The following is a 14,758-nucleotide window of genomic DNA, read 5'->3' on the forward strand; positions in this document are numbered from 1 at the left end:
ACCTCGCCGTCACCGGCCGCGACGGAAGGCCGCCGTGGCCGATCTGGTCGCCGCGGGTGCCCACCCGGCGCTGCGGCACGGGAGGGGCTGACCCCCGCCCATGACCGCCGTCGTCCGCCGCGTACCGTCCGCCCGGCCGGGGCTTCGCCGCCCCGCCGGTGCGGACGCGCAGGCGTGCGTGCCCCACGCGCCCCTGGCGCGCGGCTGCCGCCCGCGCGGCTGCCGGGCACCGGCACGGCGGGTGCACGGACGGCGCGTCCGGCAGTTCAGGCGTGGCAGGCCACCGGCGCGCCGCCGTTCATCACCGCCATGTCCCCGAACAGGGCGACCGGGTCGAGCGGTGAGCCGGCGGGGTGCCCCTCCAGCTCGGCGTAGGCGCGGTGCAGATTGGCCACCAGTCGTTCGCTCTCACGGAGTTCGCCGAACTCCCCGAGATCGGCTCCCCTGGCGGTCTCCAGTGGTGTCAGTCCCTTGGCGTGCCCGGCCTCCGCGAGCTCGGCGACACGGAGGAAGTACCGCTCGGTGGCGTCGTACGCCGACGGGTCGGCGACCGGGCCGTGCCCCGGCACGACGATCGCGGCGTCCAGCGAGCGCAGCAGCTCCAGCGCCCGCAGCGAGCCGCTCAGTGAGCCCATCGGGATGAACGGGGTGCCGCCGTTGAAGATCAGATCACCGGTGAACACGATCCCGTGCTCCGGGAGGTGAACGATGGTGTCGCCGACGGTGTGTGCCACACCCGGGTGGATCAGGCGTACTTCCGTTCCGCCCGTGTGGAGAGTGAGCCGTTCGCTGTACGTCAGGTCCGGAGCGGTGATCGTGATGTCCCCGAAGTCGGTCTCCGGCCAGATGAGGTGGAGCTGGTGCCCGGCGGCCAGGGCCTCCTCGCGGCACGCCTCATGCCCGACGACGGTCGCCTCGGGCCGGAAGACGGCGTTTCCGTAGGTGTGATCCCCGTGGTGGTGGGTGTTGACGAGGGTCCCCGGGAGTGGGGCGCCCGTCGCGAGCAGCGAGTCGCGCAGCCGGAGGGCCCGCCGCTCGGTGGCGGCGGTGTCGATGAGCAGGGTGGACCCGCCGTCGCTGAGGAATCCGGCGTTGTTCAGGCACCAGCCGCCGTCCGGCTGCACGTACGCGTGCACGGACGGAGCGAGTTCGACGGTGTACGGATCGCTGGCAGGCATGTTGCTCCCCCGGGGGTGTGGACGAACTGACGGCGTCAGACTGCCAGTCGGTCGGGCCCCCGGGGAGCAGGGGCCGGCGCGGGCCGCAGGGAGCCGCGGGTCAGTGGTCGTCCCAGTGTCCGTCGTGGGCGGCGTGCCGGTGTCCGTCATGGACGTAGTCGAGATGGTCGCCATGCCTGACCGCGGTGTGTCCGCAGCCCTCGCCGTGCCGATGGGAGTGGTCACTGTGCGTCACATGGTCGCCAGGCTCGCACTCGTCCCAGTGACCCTGGTGCAAGCGGTGCATATGACCGTCGTGCGCGTAGTCGATGTGGTCGCCGTGCACGATTTCGGTGTGCCCGCAGGCCGGTCCGTGCGTGTGCTCGTGGGTGGAGTGTTCCTGATGGAGAACGGACATGTCGGTCACCTTCGAGGCGGTTTCAGGGGAATCCCCCGGTGGTCCTGGCCTCGTCAGACTAGTTTGAAATGTCTGATTTGCCGGTGTCTTCCGGGGTGTGCCGCGGAGAACGGCGCCCGCCCGGGCACCTCGTCGCTGCCCGGGTGATGCCCCCGCTCTCCGGCTTGCGGAAGCCCGGGGCGCGCCGGAGGGTCGGACGTATGAAGGCGATCAGCTACCGCCGCTACGGCGGCCCCGAGGTCCTGGAGTACGGCGAGTGCCCGGAGCCGAAGGTCGGCCCCGACAGTGTCCTGGTCAAGGTGCGGGCGGCGGCCGTCAACCCGGTCGACTGCAAGTGCCGCGAGGGCTACCTCGACGCGTTTCTCGACGCCGTCTTTCCCGTCATCCCCGGCTGGGACGTCTCCGGTGTCGTCGTGCAGCCCGGGGTGTCCGTCCCCGAGTTCGCCGTCGGCGACGAGGTCATGGGCTATGTCCGCGAGGACTTCCTGTCCCGCGGCACCTTCGCCGAGTACGTCGCCGCACCCGTCCGTACGCTCGCCCGCAAGCCGCGCAATCTGAGTTTCGAGGAGGCGGCCGGGCTGCCGCTCGCCGGACTCACCGCGTACCAGGTGCTCACGCACGCGCTGAGCGTGGGCCACGGCGACACGCTCCTCGTGCACGCCGCGGCCGGTGGCGTCGGATCGATGGCCGTCCAGCTCGCCCGCCACTTCGGCGCGCGGGTGATCGGAACCGCGAGCGAGTCGTCCCACGAGTACGTCCGCGATCTGGGCGCCGAGCCGGTGACGTACGGGGAAGGCCTCGCGGACCGGGTACGGGCCCTGGCGCCCGACGGCGTCCAGTCGGTCTTCGACACGATCGGCGGCGAGACGCTGACCGTCTCGGCGCAGCTGCTGGCCGAGGGCGGCCGCATCGCCTCCATCGCCGATGGGACGGTCACCACGCTGGGCGGACGCTATGTCTTCGTCCGGCCCAACCCCGCCGACCTGTACCGGCTGAGCGAACTCGCAGAGGAGGAGGTCATCTCCGTGCACGTGGCCCGTACCTTCCCCCTGGAGAAGACCGCCGACGCCCACAGGCTCAACGAGGAGGGCCACACCCGCGGCAAGATCGTCGTCACCGTCGACTGGGAGAGCTGACCGGAGGCCGGACGGACGCTGCGGGTCACCACACGATCGCGACGGCGAACACGGCGAGCGCCACCGTGCACAGCGTGGCGGCGAACGCCTCACCGAGGGGCATCGCTGCCGGCGGGCGCCGCGTGGCCATCGCCCCGATGCGCCGATGGGCCACCGAAAGAAAGCCCAGCCAGACCAGGGCGCTCAGTGCGAACGCCACGACGTCGCGACCGGTGATCCCGCCGTGGTGCACGATCTGCCGGGCCGCCAGCACCGCGGCGACGGTGAACGCCAGAGTCGTGCGTCGCCACGCCAGCCGCGTCCGCTCCGGCTGCAGCCCTGGATCGCGGCTGTCCCCGCTCACCCCCGCCCCCAGGCGACGACGACCACCATCGTCACCGACACGGCCCCCACCACCAGGGCCAGCACCGTCGGGAAGCGCGACATGGGCAGATCCTCACCGCGCCGCATCGCCCGCTCGCACCGCACCCAGTGGCTGACCGCCCGGAATGCGCAGAGCACTCCCGCACCGATCAGGGACAGTGACAGTCCCACCCGGACACCCCAGCGCAGATCGGGCAGGAACTGGTCCACCGCGAAGCCCCCAGCGATGAGCGCCAGCGCGGTACGGATCCAGGCCAGAAACGTACGCTCGTTGGCGAGCGAGAAGCGGTAGTCCGGGGTCTCGCCCTCGTCCCGGATCCGCTGGGGCGAGATCCACAGCCGCAGACTCCGCACGAATTCGCTCACGCGACGCACTCTACTTGCGGCTTGCCGGTGGCCCCGGCCGGCGTTCCCGGCACGGGCCTGTGCGTTCTCGATGCGAGCAGGAGCCCGGTCCGGTGCCCCGGCGCCGGCCGGGCGGGCCGTTCCGTTCCGTGGACTCAGCCCGCCGATGCCCGGTGGTCACGGAGCCGTTCGTACGCGGCGAGGCCGTCCGGGACCCACTCCCACTCGGCGAGACGCGCCTCCAGCTCCTCCTCCGGCAGGAAGGCGTGCCAGGCGACCTCCTCTGCCTGTGGGTCCACCGGCAGCTCGCAGCGGACCTCGTACACCGCCGACCACCAGGTCCCCCAGATCTGTCCGGGACCGGTGGCCGGGGCCTCGTACAGGAACTTGAACAGCGGGACGGGCAGGGGGAGCCCGCGGACGCCCAGCTCCTCCTCCGCCTCGCGCAGCGCCGCGGCGTCGTACGACTCACCCGCGCCGACGACACCGCCGACGAACATGTCGTACAGCGAGGGGAAGACGAGCTTCGTCGGGGTGCGGCGATGGACGAAGATCCGGCCCTGAGCGTCCCGGGCCTGGATGAACACGCAGCGGTGGCGCAGGCCGCGGGCGTATGCCTCGCCGCGCGGGGCCTGCCCGATGACCTCGTCGTTCTCGTCGACGATGTCGAGGATCTCGTCGGAAGGGCTTGCGGCGGCACTCATGCGGCCCATCCAATCAGGCCCACCGCGCAGTCCCGCCCGCACGCCGGGGCGCCCGGTCCATGCGCACATGTCGAGGAGTCTCATCCGCACCTGTTGACGAAGCCCCCGCGCAACTGTTGACGAGTTACTGCCGCGTACCGAAGTCTGAGCCACTGAAGCCACCGCAGAGGCCCGCGCCGTCGTGCGCCCGCTCCGAGAGGGACCACCACCCATGGCGTACGACGCTGATGTCATCGTGATCGGGGCGGGGCTCGCAGGGCTCGTGGCCACCGCCGAGCTCGTCGACGCCGGACGCCGGGTCATCCTGCTGGACCAGGAGCCGGAGCAGTCGATCGGCGGGCAGGCCCACTGGTCGTTCGGCGGTCTCTTCTTCGTCGACTCGCCGGAGCAGCGCCGTATGCGGATCAAGGACAGCCGGGACCTGGCGTTCCAGGACTGGCTCGGCACGGCGGGCTTCGACCGTGAGGAGGACCACTGGCCGCGCCGCTGGGCGGAGGCGTACGTCGACTTCGCGGCCGGTGAGAAGCGGGCCTGGCTGCATGCGCAGGGCGTACGGTTCTTCCCCGTCGTCGGCTGGGCCGAGCGCGGCGGTTACGACGCGAACGGGCACGGCAACTCGGTGCCGCGCTTCCACATCACCTGGGGGACCGGCCCCGGCATCGTCGAGCCCTTCGAGCGGCGGGTCGGACAGGGCGTCGCACGCGGCCTCGTCGAGCTGCGCTTCCGGCACCGGGTGACCGGCCTCGGCCGGACCGGCGGGACGGTGGACACCGTGACCGGCGAGATCCTGGAACCGTCCGGCGTCGAGCGGGGCAGGGCGAGCAGCCGCGAGGTCACCGGCTCCTTCGAACTCCGCGCCCAGGCCGTCGTCGTCACCTCCGGCGGCATAGGCGGCAACCACGATCTCGTACGCGCCCAGTGGCCGCAGCGTCTCGGCAGGCCGCCCGAGAAGCTGCTCTCCGGCGTACCGGCGCACGTCGACGGACTGATGCTGGGGATCGCCGAGGCCGCCGGCGGGCACCACATCAACCGCGACCGCATGTGGCACTACACCGAGGGCATCGAGAACTGGAACCCCATCTGGGCCCGGCACGGCATCCGCATCCTGCCCGGCCCCTCCTCGCTCTGGCTGGACGCGCGCGGGCGCCGGCTGCCCGTGCCGCTCTTCCCCGGCTTCGACACGCTCGGGACGCTGGAGCACATCATGAGGACCGGCCACGACCACACCTGGTTCGTGCTCGACCAGCGCATCATCGGCAAGGAGTTCGCGCTCTCCGGATCCGAGCAGAACCCCGACCTGACGGGCAGGTCGATCCGTGGCGTCATCGGGCGCGCACGCGCCGAAGTGCCGGGACCCGTCAGGGCGTTCATGGAAAACGGGGTGGACTTCGTCGTCGAGAAGGACCTCGGCGCCCTTGTGCGCGGAATGAACGCGCTCACCAAGGAGCCACTGATCGACGAGGACCGGCTGCGCCACGAGATAACCGCACGCGACCGGGAGATGGCCAACCCCTTCACAAAGGACCTCCAGGTCACGGCGATCCGCGGCGCTCGCAACTATCTGGGCGACAAGCTCATCCGGACCGCTTCGCCGCACCGCATCCTCGACCCCAAGGCCGGCCCCCTCATCGCCGTCCGGCTGAACATCCTGACCCGCAAGTCCCTCGGCGGTCTGGAGACCGACCTCTCCTCGCGCGTGCTCACGGACGGCGGCGAGCCCCTGCCGGGGATGTACGCGGCGGGCGAGGCAGCCGGCTTCGGCGGCGGCGGTGTCCACGGCTACCGCTCCCTGGAAGGCACCTTCCTCGGCGGCTGTATCTTCTCGGGCCGTGCGGCGGGCCGGGCAGCGGCGAAGGCAGTTTCCTGACGGAACCGCGGTTCTTCCTCAAACCGGTTTCCGTCGAACGGAGTTGACCGGTGTTCGGGCCGGCGCGTCCGTCCCGCAGGGCGGCCCTTGACTCGGAGCATTGCCTACCGCTTTGCTGTGCGCGACCGTTCGCTCACGTCCCGCGCTCATATCGCAGTGAAGGAAGCCCCGCGGATGCCCCCACCTCCGCCGCCGCTCGGCCGCGCCCGACGTCGCGGCGCGCGTTCCGGGCAGACCTTCGACCCGGCCCTCGGCGACTCGGAACTCATGGCCGCGCGAACCAAGTTGGCGCAGGGCCGATGGACCGCGGCCCGGTCGCTGCTCGCCGCGACGGACGACGACTGGGACCGTCGCGGACACCGGCTCATCGTGCTCGGCGTGTCCCCGTCGACCGCCGCCTGGGCGCGCGACTGGCTGGTCGCCGACCCCGGCAACCCCGACGCCACCGCGCTCCTTGCCTGCGCGACCGTCTGCGGTGCGCTGCGCGGCAAGGGGCGTCCGGAGGAGGCGTGGACGGCATGCCGGACCGCGGCCGAACTCGCCCCCGACGACCCGACCCCCTGGCTCGCCCAGTTACTCCTCGCCCGCACCCTCGGCACCGAGGACGAGGTCGCCCGTCTCTTCGACGAAGTGCGCGTCCGGCACCCCGAGCACCATCATGCCCACCATCTGATGGCCGCCAGGCTGGCCGAACGCCACCCCGGCGCCGGACAGGACCCGCTGCACGAGGTGTACGACTTCGCTGCCTGGGCCGCCGAACAGGCCCCCGCGGACTCCCCGCTCGCCGTCCTTCCCGTCGTCGCCCACGCCGAGCGCTACCGGGTGCTGGCCGCCGCAGGAAGCGAGCCGCCCGACCCCGTCGCCTCCGGCCACTGGACCGGCCGCCGCGCCCGTCAGGTCATGAAAGCCGCCTTCGACTGGTGGCTGGAGTGGGAGCGCGAGGACCACCCCCGCAACCGCGTGGACCTCAACTTCCTCGCCCACGCCAAGTTCTGCGAAGGCAGGCCCGCCGAGGCCGCCGCCCTCTTCCACCGCATCGGCCCGCACGCCACCCCTGCCCCCTGGTCCTACCCGGACCAGGACCCGCACGACGCGTTCCATGCCGCGCGCAGTGCCGCGCTCGGCACCGCCTGATCCGAGAGGACAACCCCGCCATGTCGCCGGGCAGTTCGAGTACGAGCGTCACGAGCACGAGCACCAGCGAGATCAACACGTACAAGGGACAGGAACGCGCCCTGCGCGCCGACCGCCTCGGCACCGCCGGCCTGCTGCTCTCCGTCCTCGCCGCCAGCGCCCCGCTGATGGTCGTCGCCGGAGTCATGCCCACCGTGTTCGGTGTGATGGGCATCGTCGGCCAGCCCCTCCTCTACGTCATCCTCGGCATCGTCCTGATGCTGTTCAGCGTCGGATACGCCGAGATGAGCCGCCACGTCCACAACGCCGGCGCCTTCTACGCGTACATAGCCCGCGGCCTCGGCCCCACCGCGGGCGCCGGGGCCTCGCTCGTCGCCCTCGTCGCCTACAGCGCGATGCAGGTCGGCATCTACGGCATTCTCGGCTTCGAGATCGCCGGCCTGCTCGCCACCTATCTCGAGCTGACCGTCGCCTGGTGGATACCCGCCCTCCTCGCCGCCGCGGTCGTCGCCGCACTCGGCTGGCTCAAGATCGACCTCAATGCCAGGGTGCTCGGCGTCCTCCTCGTCGTGGAGTGCTCGCTGGTCGTCATCTTCGACATCGCCGCCATCGCCGAACCCGGCCGCGAAGGGCTGTCGTTCGCCGCCTTCAACCCGGACACCCTCACCGGGGCGGGCCTCGGCACGGCCCTGTGCTTCTGCATCGCCGCGTTCGTCGGCTTCGAACAGTCCCCGGTGTACGCGGAGGAGACCAGCCGCCCCCAGGTCGTCGTCTCGCGCGTGCTGTTCCTCGCGGTCGGGGGCGCCGCGCTGTTCCTCGCACTCAGCGCCTGGGCGCTCACCGTGGCCACCGGCCCCGGCGCCATCGCCGGCGAAGCGGCCGAGCAGGGCCCGGGACTGCTCTTCTCGCTCACGGAGACCCGGCTCGGCGGCACGTTCACCGATGTCCTGCACGTCCTCTTCGTCACCGGCATGTTCGCGGCGCTGCTCAGCTTCCACAACGTCGTCGCGCGATACGCGTTCGCCATGGGCCGCGAAGGGCTGCTCCCGGCTGCGTTCGGCCGTACCAACAAGGCCAGCGGCGCCCCCGCCACCGGATCACTCCTCCAGTCCGCGGTCTCCGTCCTGGTCATCGTGGCCTTCGCGGCCACCGACGGCATGCCCGCCGGCGACCCGACCACGCCCGTGCTGCGCCTGTTCACCTGGATGGGCAACGTCGGAGCCCTCGGCGTCATCCTGCTGATGGCCGCCGCCTCCTGCGCGGTGATCGCCTTCTTCTGGCGCCGTGGTGCGGCCGGTGCGCAGGCCTGGCGGCTCGTCGCCTCCGCTCTCGCGGGCATCGCCCTCGTCGCGATCGCCGTCTACACCGTCAAGGACTTCGACGTCCTGATCGGCGCCGGACCCGGCTCCTCGCTCAGCTGGATCCTGCCGGGCATCATCGGTCTCGCCCTCGTCGGCGGGCTGCTCTACGGGGCGGTGCTCAGATCCACCCGCCCCGAGGTGCACGCGCGCATCGGGCTGGGCAACGAGGCCTTCCAGCTCGAGCGCGCCGCCGGATCCCAGGACCCGGGGCCGGGGCGGGGCCCGGCAGGTATGACAGAAGTCTGACGGAGACCCGCGGCCACTGGATTCCGGCGGCCGCGGGTGTTCGAATCGACATGTGAAGGATCCGACCCCAGCCCCGTCGCCGGACTCGGAAGGCGCGCCCCTCGGGCGTCGCCTCGTGCTGTCCGTGCTCGGTCTCGGCGCCGCAGGCGTCGCCACCGCGCCCTATCTGCAGCGTGGACTCGAAGCCTTCCTCGGCTCGGTCGCCGACAAGGACCCCACCAAGCTCACCGGGCTGCTCCCCAACGGCGGCGGCTTCCGCTACTACTCGGTGGCCGCGTCCGTGCCGCGCAAGACCGCCACGAACTACCGGCTCACCGTCGGCGGACTGGTCGAGCGGCCGACGACGTACTCCCTGGACGCCCTGCGCGCCCTGCCGCAGACCCGCGTCGTGCGCGACGTCCAGTGCGTCACCGGCTGGCGAGTACCCGACACCGCCTTCGAGGGCGTGCGGCTGTCCGTCCTGCTGGACGCGGCGGGAGTGCGCCCCGAGGCCCGGGCGATCCGCTTCGTCTGCTTCGACGGCACGTACAGCGAGAGCCTCAGCCTCGACCAGGCCCGCCGCTCCGACGTCCTGGTCTGTCTGCGCATGCAGGACAAGCCGCTCGGCCATACGCACGGCGGCCCGGTGCGTCTCTATGTCGCGCCGATGTACTTCTACAAGTCCGCGAAATGGCTCTCCGGAATCTCCCTGACCTCCGAAGTGCAGCCCGGGTACTGGGAGGAGCGAGGCTATGACGTCGACGCCTGGGTCGGCCGGTCCAACGGCCGCGACGACACCCCCACCGTCTGAACCTCCCTCCTCTGTAAGGAGGTTCAGCCGCGCCGAGCGCTGGGTCCACCGCACCACCGCCACCCTGATGCTGCTGTGCGTCGTGACCGCGGCTTGTCTGTACGTACCCGAGCTCGCCGAGCTCGTCGGCCGCCGCGACCTCGTGGTGACCCTGCACGAGTGGTCGGGGCTGCTGCTGCCCGCGCCGTTCCTGCTGGGACTGGCCTCGCCCGCCTTCCGGGCGGACCTGCGGCGGCTCAACCGCTTCGGACCGCACGACCGCCAGTGGCTGCGGGGCGCCCGGCGGCGGGCGCACGGCCGGGGGGAGCGGCCTGCAGGCAAGTTCAACGCGGGGCAGAAGATCTACTCGGCCTGGATCGCGGGTGCTGTGCTGGTGATGCTCGGCACGGGACTGATGATGTGGTTCACGCATCTCGCCCCGCTGGTGTGGCGTACGAGCGCGACCTTCGTGCACGACTGGCTGGCGCTGACCATCGGACTCGTACTCGTCGGCCATGTCGGAATGGCGTTCGCCGACCCGGAGGCGCGCCGTGGCATGCGCACCGGGTCGGTCGGACGCCCCTGGGCCCGGCGTGAACACCCGCTGTGGGACCCGGACGACGACTGACCGGTTCCCGGGAGGGCCCGATCCTCAAGAAGAGCCCCGATCCTCAGAAGAGCAGGGAGAGGAGCAGGACGAAGACGATCCCGACGACCGAGATGATGGTCTCCATGACCGACCAGGTCTTGACCGTCTGGCCGACGCTCATCCCGAAGTACTCCTTCACCAGCCAGAAACCGGCGTCGTTGACGTGGCTGAAGAAGAGCGAACCGGCACCGATCGCCAGCACCAGCAGCGCCGCCTCCGGCGTCGACATACCCGCGGCCAGCGGGGCGACCAGCCCGGCCGCGGAGATCGTCGCCACCGTCGCCGAGCCCGTCGCCAGCCGGATGGCGACCGCGATCAGCCAGGCCAGCAGCAGCGTCGGGATGGCCCAGTTCTTGGAGAAGTCCAGGATCATCTGGCCCACGCCGATGTCGATCAGCGTCGCCTTGAAGCCTCCGCCGGCGCCGACGATCAGCAGCACGCCCGCGATCGGGGCGAGCGACTTCTCGACCGTCGAGGAGATCCGCTCCTTGGTGAAACCGGCTGCCCGGCCCAGCGTGAACATACCGACGATCACGGCCGCGAGCAGGGCGATCAGCGGGGAGCCGATGACGTCGGCGACCCGCTGTGCATGGTTCTCGGGGTCGTCGACGACGATGTCGACGAGCGCCTTCGCCATCATGAGGACGACGGGCAGCAGCACCGTGGAGACCGTGGCGACGAAGCTCGGACGCTTCTCCAGCTCCTCGGAGGGGCGCTGGGGGATCATGCGCTCGGGCGCCTGGATGTCCACCCAGCGAGCGGCGTACTTGGAGAACACGGGACCGGCGATGATCACGGTGGGTATCGCGACGACCAGGCCGAGCGCCAGGGTGACGCCGAGGTTGGCACCGATGGCGTCGATCGCGACCAGCGGGCCGGGGTGCGGCGGGACGAGGCCGTGCATCACGGACAGGCCGGCGAGCGCCGGGATTCCGATGCGCATCAGCGAGTAGTTGCCCCGCTTGGCGACCATCAGGACGACCGGGATCAGCAGGACGATGCCGACCTCGAAGAAGAGAGGCAGCCCGATGATCGACGCGATCAGCACCATCGCCCAGGGCATGGACCGCCCGCTCGCCCTGGCGAGGATCGTGTCGACGATCTCGTCCGCGCCGCCGGAGTCCGCGAGCAGCTTGCCGAGGATCGCGCCGAGCGCGATGAGCACACCGACACCCGCGACGGTGGTGCCCAGACCCGTGGAGAAGGACAGGATCGTCTTGTCGAGCGGGGCTCCGGCGAAGGCGCCCAGCGCCAGCGAGCCGATGGTCAGCGCCAGGAAGGCGTGCAACTTGAACTTGGTGATGAGCAGGACGATGAGGGCGATGCCTGCGAGGACGGCTATGCCCAGTTGTGCGTCGCCCGCCGAGGTGATCGGTTCGACGGGGTCCGCTGCCAGCATCTCGACGCTGAGACGGGTCACGGTGATCCTTACTCTTCGAGCCGGCGCAGCGCGGCGACGGCCCGCTCGGTGATTTCTTCGGGGGTGCCGGACACATCGACGGCGACGCCGGCCTCGTCGTCCTGCAGTGGCTGCAGGGTGGCGAACTGGGAGTCGAGCAGCGTCGTGGGCATGAAGTGGCCCTTGCGCTCCGCCATCCGCCGCTGGATCAGCGCACGGTCGCCCGCGAGGTGGAGGAACACCACACCGGGCGCGGACGCCCGCAGGCGGTCCCGGTAGATGCGCTTCAGCGCGGAACCGGAGACCACTCCGCCGAGCCCTTCCCGGCTGTGCGCCCACTGCCCGATCGCGTCGAGCCAGGGCTCACGGTCCGCGTCGTCCAGAGGGACACCGGCCGACATCTTGGCGACATTGGCCGCGGGGTGGAAGTCGTCTCCTTCGGCGTAGGGAACGCCCAGGCGTTCGGCGAGCAGGGGACCGATCGTGGACTTGCCGGTCCCTGCCACGCCCATCACCACAACGACGTGGGGGGTGCTCATTGGTGCCTCGCTGTCTTCTTCGACGTCGCTCCGACCTGTTCCACATCGGTCCGACGTCGAGCCGTCGCGCTACTGAAACGCATTAGGTACGACGTATTCAAGAGTCTGAGATATAAACGTCATACTTTTTGATCCTGAACCTGCCCCGTACTCTTGGCCCATGACCACAGAGGGCCACGGGCTGCACACACACGTCCTCGACAGCCTCGGCCTTGCGATCACCGCCGGCGAGTACCCGCCGGGCAGTGTTCTGCGCACCGACCGATTGGCCGAGCGCTTCGACGTCTCGCGCACCGTGATCCGCGAGGTGGTCCGCGTCCTGGAGTCGATGCATCTGGTGGAGTCCCGGCGCCGGGTCGGCGTGACCGTACGTCCCACCGCGGAGTGGAACGTCTACGACCCGCGGGTCATCCGCTGGCGGCTCGCCGGCGCCGACCGCCCCCGCCAGCTGCGCTCCCTCACCGTGCTCCGCTCCGCGATCGAGCCGGTCGCCGCCGGCCTCGCCGCCCGCCATGCGACGCCCGAGCAGTGCGCCGAGCTCACCGAGTGCGCCCTCGGCATGGTCGCCACCTCACGCGGTCACCAGCTGGAGGGCTATCTGAAGCACGACATCTCCTTCCACCGGGTGGTGCTCAACGCCTCCGGCAACGAGATGTTCGCCCGGCTCGGCGATGTCGTCGCCGAGGTCCTCGCCGGTCGCACGCACCACCGGGTGATGTTCGAGGACCCGGATCCGGCCGCCGTCACTCTGCATGTCCAGGTCGCCGAAGCCGTTCGCGAAGGCGACGCCGACCGGGCCGAGAGGCTCACGAGGGAGATCGCCGTCGGCGCCCTGCAGGAGCTGGACGTACTCGCACCGTAGCCGGACGTACGCGCCCGGTGGCTTGGCGTACTCACCCCGGGGATCATGGCATCCTTGCTTCACCCTGTCGAAACCTCTGAAATACCTCAGATCTATATCTGAGTGAGGTAGGCCACTGCCAAAATCCCAGGGTTGCCGTGACTATGACCTATCGGGCCTTCTGCGCCCCGAGGCCGAGCCGTGGTGACCACGCTCATCACCACCGGGAAGGCCGCCGGCATACGGCCGGGTATCGCACGTCCCCTCACGAAGGCGAACATCTCTATGAGTGACCGCACCATGACTGCGGCCGATACGCCCGTCACCGGAGCTCCGGCGACAGGTACGAAGCACGTGGATGCCGGTGACGCCGGGTACCGCAAGGACCTCAAGTCACGGCACATCAACATGATCGCCATCGGCGGCGCCATCGGTACGGGCCTCTTCCTCGGTGCCGGTGGCCGCATGGCCAATGCCGGCCCCTCGCTCTTCATCGCCTACGCGGTCTGCGGCGTCTTCGCCTTCTTCGTCGTGCGCGCGCTCGGCGAGCTGGTGCTCTACCGGCCCTCCTCCGGTGCCTTCGTCTCGTACGCCCGTGAGTTCATGGGCGAGAAGGGCGCCTACACGGCCGGCTGGCTCTACTTCCTCAACTGGTCGACGACCGCCATCGCCGACATCACCGCGGCCGCGACCTACGCCCACTTCTGGGCGATGTTCAGCGACGTCCCGCAGTGGGTGCTCGCCCTCATCGCGCTCGCCGTGGTCCTCGCCGCCAACCTCATCTCGGTGAAGTACTTCGGTGAGATGGAGTTCTGGTTCGCGATCATCAAGGTCGCCGCGCTGGTGATCTTCATGCTCATCGGCATCTACCTCGTCGTCACCCAGCACGAGATCGGCGGGCACACCCCGGGCCTGTCCACGATCACGGACAACGGCGGCATCTTCCCGACCGGTGTGATGCCGATGCTGCTGCTCATCCAGGGCGTCGTCTTCGCCTACGCCTCCGTCGAGCTGTGCGGCGTCGCCGCGGGCGAGACCGAGAACCCCGAGAAGATCATGCCGAAGGCGATCAACTCGATCATGTGGCGCGTCGGCATCTTCTACGTCGGCTCGGTCGTCCTGCTCGCCCTGCTGCTGCCGTACACCGCGTACACCGGCGACCAGAGCCCGTTCGTCACCGTCTTCGACAAGCTCGGCATCCCGGGCGCGGCCGGCGTGATGAACCTCGTCGTGCTCACCGCCGCCCTCTCCAGCCTCAACTCCGGCCTCTACTCCACCGGCCGTATCCTGCGCTCCATGTCCCTCTCGGGCTCCGCGCCCAAGTTCACCGGCGTGATGAACAAGGGCGGTGTCCCCTACGGCGGCATCCTGCTCACCGCGGGCTTCGGCGTCGCCGGCGTCCTCCTCAACTACGTCATGCCGGGTGATGCCTTCGAGCTCGTGCTGAACTTCGCCTCCATCGGCATCATCGGCACCTGGGGCATGATCATGGTCTGCTCGCTGCTGTTCTGGACCCGCTCCAAGGACGGCCGGGTCACCCGCCCCGGCTACCAGCTGCCCTGGGCCCCGTACACGCAGATCGTCACCCTGGTCTTCCTCGCCTCCGTCCTGGTCCTCATGTGGATGGACGGCGGAATCAGCCGTACCACGGTGAACTTCCTGCCGCTGATCGCGATCGCGCTCGTCGGTGGCTGGTACCTGGTCCGCAACAAGGTCAAGAAGATCGCCGCCGGACACGAGCAGGTTTGACGCCCGGAAGACCCTTCGTACAGAGGCCCCCCGCAGGAGAGATCCGGCGGGGGGCCTCGCCGTCGGCGCTCCGCCGGGGCA

15 protein-coding genes and 2 pseudogenes are annotated in these 14,758 nt (G+C 70.4%); 10 read left to right on the top strand and 7 right to left on the bottom strand.

The genetic code is table 11. The annotated features are described in order from the left end of the window. Positions 1-8: 8 nt before the first annotated feature. Together ACFU5O_RS23340 and ACFU5O_RS23345 are read left to right on the top strand one after the other, a co-directional pair. Positions 9-91 (top strand): annotated as a pseudogene (locus tag ACFU5O_RS23340) (indole-3-glycerol-phosphate synthase TrpC); the annotation flags it as partial. Positions 92-100: 9 nt separating this feature from the next. Then, positions 101-262 (top strand): annotated as a pseudogene (locus tag ACFU5O_RS23345) (tryptophan synthase subunit(beta)); the annotation flags it as partial. Positions 263-266: 4 nt separating this feature from the next. Here ACFU5O_RS23345 and ACFU5O_RS23350 read toward each other — a convergent pair. Next, a complete protein-coding gene (locus ACFU5O_RS23350) occupies positions 267-1,178 on the bottom strand; it encodes an MBL fold metallo-hydrolase (protein WP_384243548.1) in 912 nt (303 codons plus the stop codon). Between the two features lie 100 nt (positions 1,179-1,278). Beyond that, positions 1,279-1,575, bottom strand: a complete 297-nt coding sequence (locus ACFU5O_RS23355) for a hypothetical protein (protein WP_384243550.1) — start codon at positions 1,573-1,575, stop codon at positions 1,279-1,281. A gap of 200 nt (positions 1,576-1,775) precedes the next feature. Between ACFU5O_RS23355 and ACFU5O_RS23360 the strand changes: the two genes are divergently transcribed. Then, positions 1,776-2,711, top strand: coding sequence for an NADP-dependent oxidoreductase (locus ACFU5O_RS23360; RefSeq protein ID WP_384243553.1), 936 nt, complete (start codon positions 1,776-1,778; stop codon positions 2,709-2,711). Positions 2,712-2,736: 25 nt separating this feature from the next. Here ACFU5O_RS23360 and ACFU5O_RS23365 read toward each other — a convergent pair whose 3' ends face one another. The 3 genes from ACFU5O_RS23365 to ACFU5O_RS23375 all read right to left on the bottom strand — a co-directional run bounded on the left by ACFU5O_RS23365 (position 2,737) and on the right by ACFU5O_RS23375 (position 4,123). Continuing rightward, positions 2,737-3,054, bottom strand: a complete 318-nt coding sequence (locus ACFU5O_RS23365; RefSeq protein WP_384243555.1) for a DUF202 domain-containing protein — start codon at positions 3,052-3,054, stop codon at positions 2,737-2,739. Further along, positions 3,051-3,440, bottom strand: a complete 390-nt coding sequence (locus ACFU5O_RS23370; protein WP_384243557.1) for a YidH family protein — start codon at positions 3,438-3,440, stop codon at positions 3,051-3,053. Before ACFU5O_RS23370 ends, ACFU5O_RS23365 begins: the two co-directional genes overlap by 4 nt. A gap of 134 nt (positions 3,441-3,574) precedes the next feature. Beyond that, complete coding sequence (locus ACFU5O_RS23375) at positions 3,575-4,123, bottom strand: NUDIX domain-containing protein (RefSeq protein WP_384243560.1); 549 nt, start codon at positions 4,121-4,123, stop codon at positions 3,575-3,577. 211 nt (positions 4,124-4,334) lie between these two features. On the opposite strand from ACFU5O_RS23375, the gene ACFU5O_RS23380 reads away from it, so the two are divergent. From ACFU5O_RS23380 to ACFU5O_RS23400, 5 genes are all read left to right on the top strand, one after another. Beyond that, positions 4,335-5,990 carry an FAD-binding dehydrogenase gene (locus ACFU5O_RS23380; RefSeq protein WP_384243562.1) on the top strand — a complete coding sequence of 552 codons (1,656 nt, stop codon included), beginning with the start codon at positions 4,335-4,337 and terminating at the stop codon, positions 5,988-5,990. Positions 5,991-6,164: 174 nt separating this feature from the next. After that, positions 6,165-7,124 carry a hypothetical protein gene (locus ACFU5O_RS23385; RefSeq protein ID WP_384243564.1) on the top strand — a complete coding sequence of 320 codons (960 nt, stop codon included), beginning with the start codon at positions 6,165-6,167 and terminating at the stop codon, positions 7,122-7,124. A 20-nt stretch (positions 7,125-7,144) separates the two neighbouring features. Then, positions 7,145-8,731, top strand: coding sequence for an APC family permease (locus ACFU5O_RS23390; RefSeq protein ID WP_384243567.1), 1,587 nt, complete (start codon positions 7,145-7,147; stop codon positions 8,729-8,731). Positions 8,732-8,783: 52 nt separating this feature from the next. Continuing rightward, a complete protein-coding gene (locus ACFU5O_RS23395; RefSeq protein ID WP_384243569.1) occupies positions 8,784-9,521 on the top strand; it encodes a molybdopterin-dependent oxidoreductase in 738 nt (245 codons plus the stop codon). Continuing rightward, a complete protein-coding gene (locus ACFU5O_RS23400; RefSeq protein WP_384243571.1) occupies positions 9,463-10,128 on the top strand; it encodes a cytochrome b/b6 domain-containing protein in 666 nt (221 codons plus the stop codon). Before ACFU5O_RS23395 ends, ACFU5O_RS23400 begins: the two co-directional genes overlap by 59 nt. Before the next feature lie 43 nt (positions 10,129-10,171). On the opposite strand, the gene ACFU5O_RS23405 is transcribed toward ACFU5O_RS23400, so the two are convergent. Further along, positions 10,172-11,569, bottom strand: a complete 1,398-nt coding sequence (locus ACFU5O_RS23405) for a gluconate:H+ symporter (protein WP_384243574.1) — start codon at positions 11,567-11,569, stop codon at positions 10,172-10,174. 8 nt (positions 11,570-11,577) lie between these two features. Next, the gene (locus ACFU5O_RS23410) at positions 11,578-12,087 is read right to left on the bottom strand and encodes a gluconokinase (protein WP_384243576.1); all 510 of its coding nucleotides are present in this window, start codon (positions 12,085-12,087) and stop codon (positions 11,578-11,580) included. Positions 12,088-12,247: 160 nt separating this feature from the next. On the opposite strand from ACFU5O_RS23410, the gene ACFU5O_RS23415 reads away from it, so the two are divergent. Then, positions 12,248-12,949, top strand: coding sequence for a FadR/GntR family transcriptional regulator (locus tag ACFU5O_RS23415; protein WP_384243578.1), 702 nt, complete (start codon positions 12,248-12,250; stop codon positions 12,947-12,949). A 264-nt stretch (positions 12,950-13,213) separates the two neighbouring features. Next, on the top strand, positions 13,214-14,677 hold the full coding sequence (locus tag ACFU5O_RS23420; protein WP_384243581.1) for an amino acid permease: 1,464 nt from the start codon (positions 13,214-13,216) through the stop codon (positions 14,675-14,677). Positions 14,678-14,758: the final 81 nt, after the last annotated feature.

Origin of the sequence: Streptomyces sp. NPDC057445 (assembly GCF_042802855.1) — a bacterium.
GTDB lineage: Bacteria > Actinomycetota > Actinomycetes > Streptomycetales > Streptomycetaceae > Streptomyces.

Excerpts from the sequence above, each read along its gene's own strand:
- ACFU5O_RS23350 (WP_384243548.1), bottom strand. The coding sequence starts at position 1,178 with ATGCCTGCCAGCGATCCGTACACCGTCGAACTCGCTCCGTCCGTGCAC.
- ACFU5O_RS23355 (WP_384243550.1), bottom strand. The coding sequence starts at position 1,575 with ATGTCCGTTCTCCATCAGGAACACTCCACCCACGAGCACACGCACGGA.
- ACFU5O_RS23360 (WP_384243553.1), top strand. The coding sequence starts at position 1,776 with ATGAAGGCGATCAGCTACCGCCGCTACGGCGGCCCCGAGGTCCTGGAG.
- ACFU5O_RS23375 (WP_384243560.1), bottom strand. The coding sequence starts at position 4,123 with ATGAGTGCCGCCGCAAGCCCTTCCGACGAGATCCTCGACATCGTCGAC.
- ACFU5O_RS23380 (WP_384243562.1), top strand. The coding sequence starts at position 4,335 with ATGGCGTACGACGCTGATGTCATCGTGATCGGGGCGGGGCTCGCAGGG.
- ACFU5O_RS23385 (WP_384243564.1), top strand. The coding sequence starts at position 6,165 with ATGCCCCCACCTCCGCCGCCGCTCGGCCGCGCCCGACGTCGCGGCGCG.
- ACFU5O_RS23390 (WP_384243567.1), top strand. The coding sequence starts at position 7,145 with ATGTCGCCGGGCAGTTCGAGTACGAGCGTCACGAGCACGAGCACCAGC.
- ACFU5O_RS23400 (WP_384243571.1), top strand. The coding sequence starts at position 9,463 with ATGACGTCGACGCCTGGGTCGGCCGGTCCAACGGCCGCGACGACACCC.
- ACFU5O_RS23410 (WP_384243576.1), bottom strand. The coding sequence starts at position 12,087 with ATGAGCACCCCCCACGTCGTTGTGGTGATGGGCGTGGCAGGGACCGGC.
- ACFU5O_RS23415 (WP_384243578.1), top strand. The coding sequence starts at position 12,248 with ATGACCACAGAGGGCCACGGGCTGCACACACACGTCCTCGACAGCCTC.
- ACFU5O_RS23420 (WP_384243581.1), top strand. The coding sequence starts at position 13,214 with ATGAGTGACCGCACCATGACTGCGGCCGATACGCCCGTCACCGGAGCT.